The organism is Streptomyces sp. NPDC087310 (assembly GCF_044744405.1).
GTDB lineage: Bacteria > Actinomycetota > Actinomycetes > Streptomycetales > Streptomycetaceae > Streptomyces.
This window is the reverse complement of sequence record NZ_JBIUYF010000002.1, coordinates 1,015,644-1,031,357: the sequence shown is the minus strand read 5'-3', so window position 1 is coordinate 1,031,357 and position 15,714 is coordinate 1,015,644. Positions and strand designations below refer to the sequence as shown.

Genomic DNA, 15,714 nt, shown 5'->3' with positions numbered 1-15,714 from the left:
CCTACCCTTCGGCCATGCCGCCGTGTTGATCTTCCACCGGCGCGCGCCGACGAGACACCGGGTTCCGCGCGCCGTTCCTCCGCCGCGAACGGGCCCGGTCGGGAGGGGGTCCCGTGACAGATTCACCGGCCACACCAGAATCACCGTCCACACCGGATGCACCGTCCACACCCGAGCCCACCGTGGAGCCGGCCCCGCGGCCGTACGCCTACGGCAAGCACCAGGGCGCCCCGCCCCGGCCGGGCCAGGCGGAGCAGGACCCGGAGCTGTACCGGGAACAGTGGAAGCAGTACCGGGAGCAGTGGCAGCAGTGGCAGCCCCAGCGCGGCGAACCGCCCGCGTGGCTGACCGAGGTCAGACCCGAGCCGCCCGCGCGGATCAGGACCGCCACCCTCTGGGCGGTCCTGGCGACCGCGCTGCTCAGCTCCCTGCTGCTGCGCGACGGGCTCGGCCTCAACCTGCTGTTCGTGGCCGTCCCCGCCGCTCTCGCGGCGTTCTTCGCCGCCCAGGCCGCGGGCCGGCGGCCCCGCCCCTGGACGCTGGTCTGGGCCGTCGGCGGCCTGGCCCTGCTGACCGTGCCCGCGCTGCGGGACGCCGGTCTGCCCACCTTCCTCGCCGTCGTCTCCGCCGTGGCGCTCGGCGCGCTGGCGCTGGGCGGCAGCCGCACCTGGACAGGGGTGCTGTTCGGACCGCCCGCCATGTTCGGCGCGATCGGCCCCGGCACCGTATGGGCCCTGAGCGGTCTGCGTGAGCGCGCGGGCGGGACCCGGGGCCGGGTGGCCCCCGTACTGCGCGCGGTCGCGGTCGCCGCCGTTCTGCTGATCGTGTTCGGCGCGCTCTTCGCCAGCGCCGACGCCGCGTTCGCCGGACTCCTCGACTCCCTCACCCCCGAGGTCTCCGTCTCCGGAGGCCCCTGGCAGGTGCTCCTCTTCGCGCTCGGCCTCTTCGGCGCCCTGGCCGCCGCGCACACCGCCGCGTCGCCACTGCGCTGGGACCGGGTGACCGTACGACCGGGGCGGGCCCGCGGCCGTACGGAGTGGGCGCTTCCGCTGATCGTCCTCAATCTGCTCTTCGCGGTGTTCATCGCCGTCCAGCTCGTGGTGCTCCTCGGCGGGTACGACAAGGTGCTGGAGGAGACCGGCCTGACGCCCGCTCAGTACGCGCGCCAGGGCTTCTGGCAGCTCCTGTGGGTCACGGTGCTGGTCCTGGTGGTCATCGTGGTGGCCGGGCGCTGGGCCCCGCGTGACGGAGCGCGTGACTCCGCCCTGGTCCGCGCCGTACTGGGCGCCCTGTGCGTACTGACCCTCGTCGTGGTCGCCGCCGCGCTGCGCCGAATGGACCTGTACGTCGACGCGTTCGGCCTGACCCGGCTACGGGTCACCGTGGCGGCGACGGAGCTGTGGCTCGGGCTCGTGATCGTCCTGATGCTGGTGGCCGGCGCGACCAGGGGCCGCTGGCTGCCGCGCGCCGTCGCCGCGAGTGTCGGGGCCGGGGTCCTCGGCTTCGGCCTGGTCTCGCCGGACGCGCTGGTCGCGGAGCGGAACGTACAGCGGTACGAGGACACCGAGAAGATCGACACCGAGTACTTCCGCGAGCTGTCGGCCGACGCGGTACCGGCGCTGGACCGGCTTCCCGAGCCGCTGCGTTCGTGCGCCCTGCGCGGGATCGCCCTCGACCTGGAGGGCGAGGACAAGCCCTGGTACGTGACCAGCCTCGCCGAGAGCAGGGCCCGCGACCTGCTGGCGAAGCGCGGGGTACGGAGCGACGTCTCCTGCCCGGGGGTGTACCGCTGACGGGATCCCGGCCCCGCCGCCACGCGCGGGCGGAGGTCCCGCCGCCCGCGCGCGCGGGCGGACTGGGACGGTACGTGACGGTGTGCCCGACTCGGCCGCGCGGCACGGCCGGTACCCGGTCTGTCGCGCGGGGTGCGGGCGGCGTAACCTGGCAGGTGCCATGCCGTACGAACCACCCACGCACACCGTCGAGCGCTCGCTGCGCGCCACCACAGACGCCAGGATCATCGCCGGCGTCGACGAGGTCGGACGCGGAGCGTGGGCAGGTCCGGTCACGGTGTGTGCGGCCGTCACCGGACTGCGCAGACCCCCGGCGGGACTCACCGACTCCAAACTCATCACGCCCAAGCGCCGTACGGAGCTGGCCGGTGAACTGGAGGCGTGGGTCACGTCGTACGCCCTCGGGCACTCCTCCCCGGAGGAGATCGACGCCCTCGGGATGACCGCGGCACTCAGGCTCGCCGCCGTACGCGCCCTGGAGGCGCTGCCGGTACGGCCCGACGCGGTCATCCTGGACGGCAAGCACGACTATCTCGGAGGACCCTGGCAGGTGCGTACGGTCATCAAGGGCGACCAGTCCTGTGTCTCCGTGGCGGCCGCCTCGGTGCTCGCCAAGGTGCGCAGGGACGCGATGATGGCCGAACTGGGCGCGGGGTCCGAGGAGTACGTACCGTTCGCCTTCGGCGCCAACGCCGGGTACCCCTCACCGGTGCACCGGGCGGCGCTGGAGGAACGGGGACCGACACCGCACCACCGGCTGTCGTGGTCCTATCTCGACGCGCTGCCCCGGTGGCGGCACCTCAAGAAGGTCCGGGTCCCCGCGCAGGCCGACGTCACGGAAAGCGGGGGCCAACTCGGCTTCGATTTCTGACCGTCGACCATCCGACACCGGACCGTCCGGCGTCCGGAGCAGCCGGCTCCGGAATGTCCGGCCTCGGAACGTGAGACTTCCGGCACGGGCCTCTCCGGGACACCCGGTGACCCGTCCGGCGAACCCCCGCCCGGGTGCCTCGCGGCCTCGGGCACGGGCACGAATGCGCCCACCCACCGATGCTTTTCGCACCGGTGTTTGATAGACATCCAGTCATGCCTCTCATCCCTCAGGAGCCTCAGATTCACGAGAGAGCCCAGGGTCCCAGCGCCACGCCGGCCACCGGTCGCACCGCTTCGACCCCCCGTCCCGTACCCGGTCCGCGTCCCGTCCCCGGGCCGCGCTCCGCGACGACACCGAGGCCCGGACGTCCGGGTCCCGGTCCCGCGAGGCCCGCGCCGCCGGCGCAGCGCTCGCACAGCTCCGCCGGTCAGCCGAAGGCGCCCGGCACCGCCGACCCCGCCCCTTCCCCTTCTTCCGCCGTCCCCCAGGTCCAGGTGATCCCGGCTTCTGCGGACGGTGCGCTGGACGCCGCCGAGGAGGCGATCGACCTGCTGCTGGACGCGGGCCGGGCGCCGGGCGACATCCTGGTGCTCACCACCGGCGAACAGCACCCGTGGGCCACCCACGAGCTGTCGTTCGGTGAGAGCGCGTACTGGGCCCAGCACGACGCCCGCGAGGACGTGTTCTTCGCGGATGCCGCCGCCGTCGCCCGTGCGCAGTCCCGGCCCGTCGTGGTCGTCGCCGTCAACGGTGGTGACGACGACGCCGTCGCCAAGGCGCTGCCCCTGGCCCGTGGCCGGGCCACCGCGCTGCTCGTGGTGTCCGGTGACGCCGAGCGGATCAACGCCGTGCTCGGCGCGGGCGTCTGAGCCGTACGACAACCGGCGCGCCCGGTGGGCGCGTCCGCGTCGATACGTTCCGGTGGTGACCCGGCCGCCTCTTTCAGGAGGGTGGCCGGGCCGCTTCGGGGAGCCGCCCGGAGGGACGTACGCGTCGGCCGCCCCGCTCTCCGCGGGCGGCCGTTCAGCGCGCGGCGGTACGGCGCTGTGCCTCCACCGCGCCGCCTCCACCGCTCAGCGGTGACAGGGCCGGATCGGCCGCTGTCTCCGCCAGGTTCGCCGGTGGCGACTCCGAGTTGGGGCGGCGGCCTCCGCGCCCCTCGCCCAACACCTGCCAGCCGCCACGCGTCAGCGTGATGTACGCGCCGCAGCGCAGCCCGTGCAGGGTGCACGCGTCGCGCAGTCCCCACATCCAGGCGCCGTCCTCCTCCGTCCAGCGCTCGTCGCCCTCGCGGCAGTAGAGCAGCACGGCCGTGCGCACCGGCGTGCGCCGACGCAGATCGTGCGGGATGACCCGACGCAGGTGCGCCAGCAGCGCGTTGCGGAACTCCCAGCCGTCCACCGGCGCGGCGCGCGGCACGAACGACGCGCTGGCGGCCAGCCGTTCCTCGGGGTCGAGCACGGCCACCACGGCGGTCGCCGGGGTCGGCGCGTGCCGGCTGTGCAGACCGCTGACGACCTCACGGGGATTGCGCAGGAGCGGAATCCCGGCGGCGGCCCACTCGGCGGGTTCGAGCATTCTGGCGAGGCGGCTGACGGAAGCGGCCTGAGCACTGATCGAAGTGGCTGCGGACGGAGCGAATCCGAAGGTCACGTTCCTCCCTTCGCATACGCGCCCACGGTGCGGGCAGGGTCGGGCGGGGACGCGCCGCGGCACAGCCCTTGCGGAACGCGAGGGGACAGTGCGGGGGCAGTTCCAATTCTCACCGGCGCGGGGGCGCGCGGCAACGAGCAATTGGCGCTGCTGGTGGAAATGCGTAGATATGAGGGCTATATACCTGCGCACTCCCGTCACCTCGCGCGCCGGGCGCCACGATCCCGGCACCGCATCAGCTCTGAACGGCGAGGACCAGCGGAAACACTCCCTCGGCTCCGGCCCTGCGGAGCAGCCGGGTGGCCACCGCGAGCGTCCAGCCGCTCTCCGAGAGGTCGTCGACGAGCAGCACGGGCCCGCCGGCCGCCGCCAGCGCCGCCGCCAGCTCCGGCGGCACGGTCAGGGTCTCGTGCAAGCCCCGCACCCGCTGCGCGCCGTTGGTGCGGGAGATCCGGGCCTCGTCGGCCCCCGGCGCGTACGCGACCGTACCGAGCAGCGGCATCCTGCCGATCTCCGAGATCCGGGCGCCGAGCGACTCCACCAGCCGGGGCCTGGAGCGGGAGGCCACCGTGACCACACCCACCGGCCGGGGCGGCGCGTCCTCGGCACCCGCGGCCCAACCGCCGGGTCCCTTCGCCCAGTCGGCGAGCACACTCACCACGGCGCTCACCACGTCGTCGGGCACCGGACCGTCCGTGGCGCGCGCCGCCAGCATCGGACGGAGCCGGTTTCCCCAGCCGATGTCGGAGAGCCGCCCCAGGGCCCGGCCGGGGAAGGACTGCTCGCCCTGCGCGATCCGCCCCTTGAGGGAGACCCCGACCGCGGCGAGACCGGTCGGCCACATCTTGCGGGGGTCCACCTCCACCCCGGGCCTGCCCAGCTCGCCGCGGGCGGCGTCGAGTGCGGCGTCGGTCACCTTGGCCTCGAAACGCGTCCCCGCGCAGTTGTCGCACCGCCCGCAGGGCACCGCCTCCTCGTCGTCGAGCTGACGCCGCAGGAACTCCATCCGGCACCCCGACGCCGACGCGTAGTCGCGCATCGCCTGCTGCTCGCTCTGCCTCTGCCGCGCCACCCACGCGTACCGCTCCGTGTCGTACACCCACGGCCGTCCCGTCGACGTCCAGCCGCCCTTGACCCGGTGCACCGCCCCGTCCACGTCCAGCACCTTGAGCATCGTCTCCAGGCGTGTCCGCCGCAGCTCGACCAGCGGCTCCAGGGCCGGCAGCGACAGCGGCCGGTCGGCGCGCCCCAGGACGTCGAGGGTGCGGCGGACCAGCTCCTCCGGCGGGAAGGCCACCGACGCGAAGTACTGCCAGATCGCCTCGTCCTCCTTGCCCGGCAGCAGCAGCACCTCGGCATGGGCCACCCCGCGCCCCGCGCGCCCCACCTGCTGGTAGTAGGCGATGGGGGAGGAGGGCGAACCCAGATGGACCACGAACCCGAGATCGGGCTTGTCGAACCCCATGCCCAGCGCGGACGTCGCCACCAGCGCCTTCACCCGGTTCCCCAGCAGATCGTCCTCGGCCTGCTGCCGCTCCGCGTTCTCCGTACGGCCGGTGTACGAGGCGACGGTGTGCCCGCACTGCCGCAGATACGCCGTGACCTCCTCGGCCGCCGCGACCGTCAAGGTGTAGATGATCCCCGATCCCGGCAGCTCGGCGAGGTGGTCGGCCAGCCATGCCAGCCGGTGCGCCGCGTCCGGCAGCCGGAGCACATGGAGGCTGAGGCTCTCCCGGTCCAGCGGCCCGCGCAGCACCAGCGCGTCCGTCCCCGCCCCCGTGCCCAACTGCTCGGCGACATCGGCGCTCACCCGGGAATTGGCCGTGGCCGTCGTGGCGAGGACCGGGACACCGGACGGCAGCTCCGCGAGCATCGTGCGCAGCCGCCGGTAGTCGGGGCGGAAGTCATGGCCCCAGTCCGAGATGCAGTGTGCCTCGTCGACCACCAGCAGGCCCGTCGCCGCCGAGAGGCGGGGCAGCACCTGGTCGCGGAAGTCGGGGTTGTTGAGCCGCTCCGGGCTGACCAGCAGGACGTCGACCTCGCCCGCGGACACCTCGTCCTGAATCGCGTCCCACTCCTCCGCGTTGGACGAATTGATCGTCCGGGCGCGGATCCCGGCCCGCGCCGCGGCCTCCACCTGGTTGCGCATCAGCGCCAGCAGCGGCGAGACGATCACGGTCGGACCCGCGCCCCGGGCCCGCAGCAGCGACGTCGCCACGAAATACACCGCGGACTTGCCCCAGCCCGTGCGCTGGACGACCAGCGCGCGGCGCTGGTCGGCGACGAGCGCCTCGATGGCCCGCCACTGGTCCTCGCGCAGCCGCGCGGCGCCGGTGGCGTCACCGACCAGGCGGGCGAGGACGGCGTCGGCGGATGCCCGGAGAGCTGCGCGTTCTGCGTTGGTCATGGCCCCATGCAACCCGATGGGTCCGACAAACCGCGAATGCGGTCGGCGGCCTGTGGAAAAGAGTTATCCACAGGGTCAGCGGGATCCGGCGGAATCCGGCACGGTCGAGTCATGAACCAGCACCGCGAACACCACGAACCGACCGGATCCGCCGACCAGCAGCAGATCACCCTGCGCAGTCCCGCGGAGCTCGCCGACGCCCTGCCCTATCTCCTCGGATTCCATCCCACCGACTCCGTCGTCATGGTCGCCCTGCACGGCGAGCGCGGACGCTTCGGCGGGCGGCTCAGGCTCGGCATCCCCCGCTCGCCCCAGGAGTGGCCGCCCGTCGCCGACCAGCTCGCCGAGTGCCTGATCGACGGCAGCGAGCGCCGGGGCGCCCGTCCGGACGGCATCGTCGCCTTCCTCTGCCAGGACCCGGGCCCCGGCGAGACGGGCCGACAGGTGATGGAACGGCTGCGCCCCCTGGCCCAGCGGCTGCGCACCGCGTGCGGCGGCCTCGACGTCCCCGTGCACGAGGTGCTCTGCATCTCCGACGGCCGCTTCTGGTCCTACTGCTGCCCCGACCAGCGCTGCTGTCCCCTCGAAGGGACCGGTCTCGCCCTGCCGGGCACGTCGGTGATGGCCGCTGCCGCCGCCTACGCCGGGGTCCAGGTGCGGGGGTCGCTGCGCGAGATGGAGGCGCGGCTGGCGCCCTGGACCACCCCCGCCGCCGTCGAGGCGCAGGAACGGGCGCTCGACCGCGCCGGCGCCTCCCTCGTGCCCAGGATCCTGATCAGCGGGAGCCGGGAACAGGTCGGCGCCGAGACGCTGACGCTGGCCCGTTCCCTCGTCGAACGGCTGGTCGGGGCAGGGGCCGACGACCGGACCGGCACGGACACCGAGGACGACCGGCTCATCGGGGACGACGAGGCCGCCGCCGTCATCCTCGGCCTCCAGGACCGCGAGACCCGGGACCGGGCCGCGGAGTGGATGGAAGGGCCCGACGCCGCGCCCGCGTTACGGCTCTGGCGCGCGCTGTCCCGCCGCTGCGTCGGCCCCTACGCGGAACACGCCACCGCCCCGCTGACCCTGGCCGGCTGGGTCGCCTGGTCCACCGGGGACGACGTGGGGGCCAGGGTCGCCCTCGGGCTCGCCCTGCGCCTCGACCCGAAGTACGTCTTCGCCCAACTGCTCCACCAGGCGTGCAACGAGGGCCTGGACCCCGAGACACTGCGCCGCTGTCTGCGCGAGGAGCGCGTCGCCCGCGCGCTGCCGGGCCCGCGCGCCACGGCCCGCCGAGCCAAGCCCCGGCCCGCGCGGCCGCCCAGGGCACGGAAGCCCCCCGAGCCGAAGCAGCCGCGCCCCGGCGCCGGGGCGGGACGCGACCAGGACCGCGCGGTACGGCGCGGCGGACAGCGCGGGACCAGGAGCCGCCGTTGACGGCCGGGAAGAAGTGGGCGTGTACGTCAGCGGGGGCGTGAACGTCAGCGGGGGTGAAGGGCAGTGGGCGTGAACGGCATCGGGCGTGAAGGGAAGCAGGCGTGAATGACGGAAGGAGTGTTTATCGTCAGGCAGACGACTAAGATCGCGGCATGGCGCCCTACGACCCCTCGGCCTACCCGGCATTCGCTGTCACCGTCGACTTGGTGGTGCTCACCGTGCGCCGTCACGCGCTCTGCGCGCTGGTCGTGCGGCGCGGTGAGCCGCCGTTCCAGGGGCGGTGGGCGCTGCCCGGCGGCTTCGTCAAGGCCGACGAGGACCTGGCGGGCGCCGCGGCGCGCGAACTGGTCGAGGAGACGGGGCTCTGCGCCCACGACCCGGTCTCCCCGGCGCCCGGGAACGCCGCCCACCTCGAACAGCTCGCCACGTACGGCGACCCCGGGCGCGATCCCCGGATGCGGGTGGTCAGCGTGGCGCATCTCGCGCTCTCGCCCGACCTGCCCGCGCCGCGGGCCGGGGGAGACGCCAACAGCGCGCGCTGGGCCCCGGTCGACGCGCTGCTCAGCCAGGAAGGCGGGTTCGGCCGGGAGGACGAACAGCCCGCCCCACTCGCCTTCGACCACGCCCGGATCCTCGCGGACGGGGTGGAGCGGGCCCGCTCCAAGATCGAGTACTCCTCGCTCGCCACGGCGTTCTGCCCGTCCGAGTTCACCGTCGGGGAGCTGCGCAGGGTGTACGAGGCGGTGTGGGGCGTGGTGCTCGACCCCCGCAACTTCCACCGCAAGGTCACCGGCACCCCGGGCTTCCTGGTCCCGTCCGGGGGCACCACCACCCGCCAGGGCGGTCGGCCCGCGCAGTTGTTCCGGGCGGGCGGGGCGACCGTACTCAACCCGCCGATGCTGCGCCCCGAGGTCTGACGCGCGAGGCCCGGCCCGGAGATCCGACGGGCGGGGCCCGGATGGCCGCTCTTACCTGGCAAATCAGACATATCGCGTTATCGTGCTGCGGTACCCGCTGCCGTCGAGCGGTCTCACCTCCCCGCGAGAGAAGCGATGCTCCAGGCCATCGGACTGACCAGTTCCCCCCGCCGAGATCTCCCGCCCGCCGTGGACGATCTGACCTTCGAGGCGCGGCCGGGCTCGGTCACGGCGCTCCTCGGCGCCTCCGGCGCGGGCAAGAGCACCGCGCTCCGGCTGATGCTCGAACTCGAACCGGGCCGCGGCGTCACCTACTTCCGCGGGCGTCCGCTCCACCGCGTCGCCCACCCGGCCCGCGAGATCGGCGTGCTCCTCGGCGATGTGCCCGGCCATCCGGCGCGTACCGTCCGCGGGCAGCTCAAGCTGGTCTGCGCCGCCGCCGGGGTGCCCGCCTCGCGCGCCGACGAACTCCTCGACGTCGTCGGGCTCGCCCCCCTGCGCGACGAACGGCTCGGCTCCCTGTCGCTCGGTACGGACCGCAGGCTCGGCCTCGCCGTCGCGCTGCTGGGCGACCCGCACACCCTGCTGCTCGACGAGCCGTCGGCGGAGCTCTCGCCGCGCGAGAAGAGCTGGCTGCACGGGCTGCTGCGCGCCCACGCGGGCCAGGGCGGCACCGTGCTCTACACCACGGAGGACCCCAAGGAGGCCGCCCGCGTCTCGGACCGTGTCGTCACCCTCGACGAGGGCCGTCTCGTGGCCGACCAGGACACCGCGTCCTTCGCCCGCACCCGGCTGCGCCCCCGCGTCGCCGTCAGGACCCCGCACGCCGCCCGGCTCGCCGACGCGCTGAGCCGCGAGGCCCGCGCGGGCCGGCGCTCCGTCGAGGTGGTCGCCGAGGCGGGCAGCCTGCTCACCGTCTACGGCAGCAGTTGCCCGGAGATCGGGGAGACCGCCTTCCGGCACGGCGTCCTCGTCCATCAGCTCGCCGACGAGATCGGCGACATGGGCCCGTGGCCCGGAGCGGCGCCGTCATCCGCGTCCGGCTCCGCACCCGTATCCGCACCTCCGTCCGGCTCCGTACTCCCGTCCGGCTCCGTGCCGGGCCCCGCCGCCGCTCCGGAGGCCCGCGCGGAAGTCCGTACAGAGGTCCGTGCGGAGGTCCGCACCGACGTCCGCACGGGATCCCGCGCCGAAGGTCCCGCCCCGCTCCCGACGCCCCTGCCCGGCCGCCCGGCCCGCTCCCCGCTCCGGCCCGTCCGTTACGAGCTGCGCCGCATGGTCGGCGTCCGTACCGCGCCGTTGATCATGGTCGCCGTGCTGTTCGCCTCCGTGGCCCTCGCCGTCCCCCTCGGCCGTACCGGCGGAACCCCGCTGCCCGGACTGCTCGCCGCCTGGCCCGCGATCCTGCCCCTGCCGCCCGCCGTCCTCGGCGCCGGACTGATCGGCGCGCTCTCTTTCGCCGACGAGTACCGCCACCCCACCCTCGCCGGCGCGCGCGGCACCGTCCCGCGCCGTCTCGCCCTGCTCCTCGCCAAGCTCGCCGTCACGGGCGGCACGGCCCTGCTCCTCGCGCTCCTCGCGGTGCTCGCCGACGGCGCGGCGCTCCGCCTCGTGTACGGTGCCGACGCCGTCCCCGTACCGGACAACTGGGCCTCCCTGGGCGTGGGTTGGGCCGGACTCGCGGTCGGCTGTGCCTGGGCGGGACTGCTCGGCGCCGGGGTCTTCCGGATCGCGATCGCGGGCATGGCCGCCGTCGTCGCCGTACCGACCCTGGTCGTCCCGTTGCTGCAGAAGGTGTTCGCCGGGCCCTCCGCGCGCTCCGTCGCCGGACTCCCCGGCAGACTGCGTGACATGGCCTGGCCGGTCTGGCCGCACCAGGCGGACCAGTGGCTGACGGCGACGTTCAGACTCGCGGCCCAGCCGGTCGCCGCGGCGCTCACCCTGTCGCTGTCGGCCCTGCTCTGCGCGTATCTGCTCACCGGCCTTCGCCGCAGGGCCCGTTGGTGACCACGTACGACCGGAGAGTCATCTCATGGCCGTAACTCCCCTGATAAAGCCCGCTTCTTTCCGATAAGGCGTCAATCGAAGGGCGGGCGCCGATCACCCTTTCGTGTGCTTTTCACCAAAGACCTCAAGGCGCGCGGAAGCAACGCCGACAAAGGATGCGTGAGTACCCTTGCGCACACCATGATGACCGCCGCCCGCTCCGCCGAGTCCGGCCTCGCCGAGCCGGGTGAACTCGACCGCTACCCCTTCGCCGAGGCGCCCAACGCCGACCGTATGGCCGCACCCGTGTGGGACGGCGCCGACACCGATCTGGGCCGGGTGGGACGGCGTACGACGAGCAGCCGGGGCCGCGGACTGCACGGCCAACTCGTCCAGCAGCTCGGACAGATGATCGTCTCCGGTGATCTGGGCGCCGACCGGCCGCTCGTCCCCGAGGAGATCGGCCAGCGCTTCGAGGTCTCCCGCACGGTGGTGCGGGAGTCCCTGCGCGTTCTTGAGGCGAAGGGGCTCGTGAGCGCCCGGCCCAATGTCGGTACCCGGGTCCGGCCGGTCAGTGACTGGAATCTGCTCGACCCCGACATCATCGAATGGCGTGCTTTCGGACCGCAGCGCGACGACCAGCGCCGTGAGCTGAGCGAGCTGCGCTGGACGATCGAGCCCCTCGCCGCGCGGCTGGCGGCCGGCCACGGCCGGGCCGATGTGCAGCAGCGCCTCGCGGACATGGTCGGGATCATGGGCCACGCCCTCGCCCAGGGGGACGCGATCACCTTCGCACGGGCGGACGCCGAATATCACTCCCTGCTGATCCAGCTCGCCGGAAACCGGATGCTGGAGCACCTTTCGGGGATCGTGTCCGCCGCCCTCCAGGTCTCCGGCGGTCCGGTCACCGGTTGTGACCGGCCCACGGAGGTGTCGCTCGACCACCACGCGCGGATCGCCGACGCCCTCGCTTCCGGGGACGCGCACGCCGCGGAATCGGCCATGCGTCAACTGCTCACCGTCCAGCCCGATGTGGAGCGTGTCGTACCGGCGCCGCGCGAACACTGACCACTCCCCGGGGCCAGGGCGTACGGGGATGTACGCGTCGTGTGTCGCCGGACCCGGAGGTCCGGCGACGCGACGGTGGGACGGTGAATCCCGCTTCTGGCCGCTTTGCCGTAAATGGGGTGTGACTCGGGCCACGCGGATTGGGCGTAACACTCCTGGAGGCAGGGCGATGACCTAAGAGGTGACAGCCGAGGAGGGAATGCGACCGCCACATGTGGCGCTGTATTCGTCTCCGAGGTCCAGCCCGCGTCGTCGGCGACATCCCCAGCCGACGGTCGTCGGCTCCGGCCCGATCATGGGCGGGGCCGGAAGCCGTTTCCATCGTTCCGAGAGGTTGTTCGTGTCGGCCAGCACATCCCGTACGCTCCCGCCGGAGATCGCCGAGTCCGAGTCTGTGATGGCGCTCATCGAGCGGGGAAAGGCTGATGGGCAGATCGCCGGCGATGACGTGCGTCGCGCCTTCGAGGCCGACCAGATTCCGCCAACCCAGTGGAAGAATGTTCTGCGCAGCCTCAACCAGATCCTCGAGGAAGAGGGTGTGACGCTGATGGTCAGTGCCGCGGAGTCGCCGAAGCGCACCCGCAAGAGCGTCGCAGCGAAGAGCCCGGTCAAGCGCACCGCCACCAAGACGGTCACGGCCAAGACGACCGTGACCAAGACCGTCGCGGCCACCGCCGCCCCGACGGCGGAGGGCGTCGCCGCCGACGACTCCGTCGCCCCCGCCAAGAAGGCGGCGGCCAAGAAGACCGTCGCCAAGAAGGCGACCGTCAAGAAGACCGCCGCCAAGAAGACGACGGCGAAGAAGACCGCGGGCAAGAAGGACTCCGACGAGGTCGTCGACGGCGACGAGCCGACCGAGGAGATCCAGGCAGGAAAGGGCGAGGAGGAGGAGACCGAGGGCGAGAACAAGGGCTTCGTCCTCTCCGACGACGACGAGGACGACGCTCCCGCGCAGCAGGTCGCCGTCGCCGGTGCCACCGCCGACCCCGTCAAGGACTACCTGAAGCAGATCGGCAAGGTCCCGCTCCTCAACGCGGAGCAGGAGGTCGAGCTGGCCAAGCGCATCGAGGCCGGTCTCTTCGCCGAGGACAAGCTGGCCAACTCCGACAAGCTCGCGCCCAAGCTCAAGCGCGAGCTGGAGATCATCGCCGAGGACGGCCGCCGCGCCAAGAACCACCTGCTGGAGGCCAACCTCCGTCTGGTCGTCTCGCTGGCCAAGCGCTACACCGGCCGCGGCATGCTCTTCCTGGACCTGATCCAGGAGGGCAACCTCGGTCTGATCCGCGCGGTCGAGAAGTTCGACTACACCAAGGGCTACAAGTTCTCCACGTACGCCACCTGGTGGATCCGGCAGGCGATCACCCGCGCCATGGCCGACCAGGCCCGCACCATCCGTATCCCGGTGCACATGGTCGAGGTCATCAACAAGCTCGCGCGCGTGCAGCGCCAGATGCTCCAGGACCTGGGCCGCGAGCCCACCCCGGAGGAGCTGGCCAAGGAACTCGACATGACCCCCGAGAAGGTCATCGAGGTCCAGAAGTACGGCCGTGAGCCGATCTCCCTGCACACCCCGCTCGGCGAGGACGGTGACAGCGAGTTCGGTGACCTCATCGAGGACTCCGAGGCGGTCGTCCCGGCCGACGCGGTGAGCTTCACCCTCCTCCAGGAGCAGCTCCACTCGGTGCTGGACACGCTCTCCGAGCGGGAGGCGGGTGTGGTCTCCATGCGCTTCGGTCTCACCGACGGCCAGCCCAAGACGCTGGACGAGATCGGCAAGGTCTACGGGGTGACGCGTGAGCGCATCCGCCAGATCGAGTCCAAGACGATGTCGAAGCTGCGCCACCCGTCCCGGTCGCAGGTTCTGCGCGACTACCTGGACTAGTCGGCGCCGCACTGGTCGGCGCTGCCCGACGGAGCGGGTTGGACCGGTCCCTTATCCGGACCGGTCCAGGACGCGCCAGAGGGCGCGCGAAGCACGAGTGAAGACCCGGATGCCACCAGGATCCGGGTCTTCGCGCTGTGCGCGGGGGTGCGGGACCCGTCCGGGTGACTGACTCTGGGTAGATCACTGTCCGCCGAGCGTCACTGTCCACCGAGAGTCAGGAGCCCGTATGCGCCGTTCCCTTGCCCGCATGTCGACCGGAGGTCTGGCCCTGATCGCCGCGGTCGCCCTGCTGCCGCTCGGTGCGCCCGCTTCCGCCACCGCCGACAGCGTGATCATCGGAGGGAAGCAGGTCCGGGTCGAGGACAACCCCTGGGTCGTCGCGCTCTCCAGCCGTGACCGTTTCGGGGGTACGAGGGCGGGCCAGTTCTGCGGGGGCGTGGTGGTGGCGCCGACGAAGGTGCTGACGGCCGCCCACTGCATGGGCCGGGACGTCCTCGGCGCGGCCCCGGACGCCGTACGGGACCTGCGGGTCATCGCCGGGCGCGACCGGCTGCGCGGCCCGGGAGGGCATGAGGTGCCCGTACGCTCCGTCCTCGTCGACCCCGCGTACGACCCGGAGACGAACGCGGCGGACCTCGCGGTGCTGACCCTGTCGAGGGCGCTGCCCGCGGCGTACGCGATCCGGCCGGCGGAGGAGCGTGACCCCGCCACCGAGCCCGGCACGGACGCCGCGGTCCTGGGCTGGGGCGACACCACGGGCGGCGGCGACTACGCGGAGGCGCTGCGCTCGGCGCCTGTGACGGTCCTCAGGGACGCGGAGTGCGAGCGGGCCTACCCGGGCGCCTCAGGGGCCCGTGGAGGCCGTTACGAGGCCACCACGATGCTCTGCGCGGGCGACCCGGCGGGCGGGCACGACGCGTGCCAGGGCGACAGCGGCGGGCCGCTGGTGGCCGAAGGGCGGCTCATCGGGCTCGTCTCCTGGGGCAGCGGCTGCGGAAAGGCGGGGAACCCGGGGGTCTACACCCGGGTCAGTACGGCGGTGGAGCCGGTCGCCGACGCCCTCGCGGCCCGGCGGGCGCCCTGACCCGGCGGCCGGGCGGGCCGGGGCGCCGGTCAGGGCGCATGCCGGGCCGCGGGCATGAGAACGGGCGGCCACCCCGCGCTGTCGCGGGATGGCCGCCCGTCGGCCGGTCAGCGGGCCGACCCTTGGCTCGTCGTGTGGATGCGAGGTGTCAGCGTTCCTCTTCACCACCGCCGGCCGGGACGGCCGTCAGTCGGTCGGTCTCATCCTGTATTTCCGCGGCGATCTTCTTGAGTTCCGGCTCGAACTTGCGTCCGTGGTGGGCGCAGAAGAGCAGTTCACCACCGCTGGACAGGAGGACGCGCAGATAGGCCTGGGCGCCGCACCGGTCGCAGCGGTCAGCCGCCGTCAGGGGGCTCGCGGGGGTCAGAACAGTAGTCACGTCGCCTCTTCTCTAGCTCGACGAGCTGTCGTACCAGGGTCAACATCCAACCAGGCCGAAAACGTTCCCGCTCGCGGCTTTTCCTCGAAATTTTCTTCCGTCGTGGCTGGCTGCTGGCGGTTGGCGGCGAATGAGCCGTATTGCATCGCTGGGCTTCGCACTACGGGTTTCGCGTTGCTTGCAGATTGTGGTCAAGGGGTGTGTCCTGCGCCGGCCGGCTTGCCGGTTGTTGATGAGGACGTGCCC

12 protein-coding genes are annotated in these 15,714 nt (G+C 73.0%); 9 read left to right on the top strand and 3 right to left on the bottom strand.

Annotated elements, in window-relative coordinates:
• Positions 1-113 precede the first annotated feature (113 nt).
• The 3 genes from ACIO3P_RS10175 to ACIO3P_RS10165 all read left to right on the top strand — a co-directional run bounded on the left by ACIO3P_RS10175 (position 114) and on the right by ACIO3P_RS10165 (position 3,536).
• The gene (locus ACIO3P_RS10175; protein WP_401848130.1) at positions 114-1,793 is read left to right on the top strand and encodes a DUF4153 domain-containing protein; all 1,680 of its coding nucleotides are present in this window, start codon (positions 114-116) and stop codon (positions 1,791-1,793) included.
• 160 nt (positions 1,794-1,953) lie between these two features.
• Complete coding sequence (locus tag ACIO3P_RS10170) at positions 1,954-2,664, top strand: ribonuclease HII (RefSeq protein ID WP_329822529.1); 711 nt, start codon at positions 1,954-1,956, stop codon at positions 2,662-2,664.
• Between the two features lie 215 nt (positions 2,665-2,879).
• The gene (locus ACIO3P_RS10165; RefSeq protein ID WP_329822528.1) at positions 2,880-3,536 is read left to right on the top strand and encodes a hypothetical protein; all 657 of its coding nucleotides are present in this window, start codon (positions 2,880-2,882) and stop codon (positions 3,534-3,536) included.
• A 154-nt stretch (positions 3,537-3,690) separates the two neighbouring features.
• On the opposite strand, the gene ACIO3P_RS10160 is transcribed toward ACIO3P_RS10165, so the two are convergent.
• A complete protein-coding gene (locus ACIO3P_RS10160) occupies positions 3,691-4,320 on the bottom strand; it encodes a hypothetical protein (protein ID WP_329822527.1) in 630 nt (209 codons plus the stop codon).
• A 235-nt stretch (positions 4,321-4,555) separates the two neighbouring features.
• Positions 4,556-6,727: a RecQ family ATP-dependent DNA helicase gene (locus ACIO3P_RS10155; protein WP_401848133.1), complete on the bottom strand. Its 2,172-nt coding sequence runs from the start codon at positions 6,725-6,727 to the stop codon at positions 4,556-4,558.
• Positions 6,728-6,838: 111 nt separating this feature from the next.
• On the opposite strand from ACIO3P_RS10155, the gene ACIO3P_RS10150 reads away from it, so the two are divergent.
• The 6 genes from ACIO3P_RS10150 to ACIO3P_RS10125 all read left to right on the top strand — a co-directional run bounded on the left by ACIO3P_RS10150 (position 6,839) and on the right by ACIO3P_RS10125 (position 15,089).
• On the top strand, positions 6,839-8,149 hold the full coding sequence (locus ACIO3P_RS10150) for a DUF4192 domain-containing protein (protein WP_401848135.1): 1,311 nt from the start codon (positions 6,839-6,841) through the stop codon (positions 8,147-8,149).
• Between the two features lie 152 nt (positions 8,150-8,301).
• On the top strand, positions 8,302-9,066 hold the full coding sequence (locus tag ACIO3P_RS10145) for an NUDIX domain-containing protein (RefSeq protein ID WP_329822524.1): 765 nt from the start codon (positions 8,302-8,304) through the stop codon (positions 9,064-9,066).
• Between the two features lie 135 nt (positions 9,067-9,201).
• Positions 9,202-11,073, top strand: a complete 1,872-nt coding sequence (locus ACIO3P_RS10140) for an ATP-binding cassette domain-containing protein (protein WP_401848137.1) — start codon at positions 9,202-9,204, stop codon at positions 11,071-11,073.
• Between the two features lie 159 nt (positions 11,074-11,232).
• Complete coding sequence (locus ACIO3P_RS10135; RefSeq protein ID WP_329822522.1) at positions 11,233-12,120, top strand: FadR/GntR family transcriptional regulator; 888 nt, start codon at positions 11,233-11,235, stop codon at positions 12,118-12,120.
• Between the two features lie 340 nt (positions 12,121-12,460).
• Positions 12,461-14,002 (top strand): RNA polymerase sigma factor, encoded by a 1,542-nt coding sequence (locus ACIO3P_RS10130; protein WP_329822521.1) that lies wholly within the window; start codon positions 12,461-12,463, stop codon positions 14,000-14,002.
• A gap of 229 nt (positions 14,003-14,231) precedes the next feature.
• Positions 14,232-15,089 carry a serine protease gene (locus tag ACIO3P_RS10125; RefSeq protein ID WP_329822520.1) on the top strand — a complete coding sequence of 286 codons (858 nt, stop codon included), beginning with the start codon at positions 14,232-14,234 and terminating at the stop codon, positions 15,087-15,089.
• A 148-nt stretch (positions 15,090-15,237) separates the two neighbouring features.
• Here the strand turns inward: ACIO3P_RS10125 and ACIO3P_RS10120 are convergent, their stop codons facing one another.
• Positions 15,238-15,468: a hypothetical protein gene (locus ACIO3P_RS10120; protein WP_114662714.1), complete on the bottom strand. Its 231-nt coding sequence runs from the start codon at positions 15,466-15,468 to the stop codon at positions 15,238-15,240.
• Positions 15,469-15,714 lie beyond the last annotated feature (246 nt).

Coding starts and splice junctions, on each gene's coding strand:
- ACIO3P_RS10170 (WP_329822529.1), top strand. CDS start 1,954: ATGCCGTACGAACCACCCACGCACACCGTCGAGCGCTCGCTGCGCGCC.
- ACIO3P_RS10165 (WP_329822528.1), top strand. CDS start 2,880: ATGCCTCTCATCCCTCAGGAGCCTCAGATTCACGAGAGAGCCCAGGGT.
- ACIO3P_RS10155 (WP_401848133.1), bottom strand. CDS start 6,727: ATGACCAACGCAGAACGCGCAGCTCTCCGGGCATCCGCCGACGCCGTC.
- ACIO3P_RS10150 (WP_401848135.1), top strand. CDS start 6,839: ATGAACCAGCACCGCGAACACCACGAACCGACCGGATCCGCCGACCAG.
- ACIO3P_RS10145 (WP_329822524.1), top strand. CDS start 8,302: ATGGCGCCCTACGACCCCTCGGCCTACCCGGCATTCGCTGTCACCGTC.
- ACIO3P_RS10140 (WP_401848137.1), top strand. CDS start 9,202: ATGCTCCAGGCCATCGGACTGACCAGTTCCCCCCGCCGAGATCTCCCG.
- ACIO3P_RS10125 (WP_329822520.1), top strand. CDS start 14,232: ATGCGCCGTTCCCTTGCCCGCATGTCGACCGGAGGTCTGGCCCTGATC.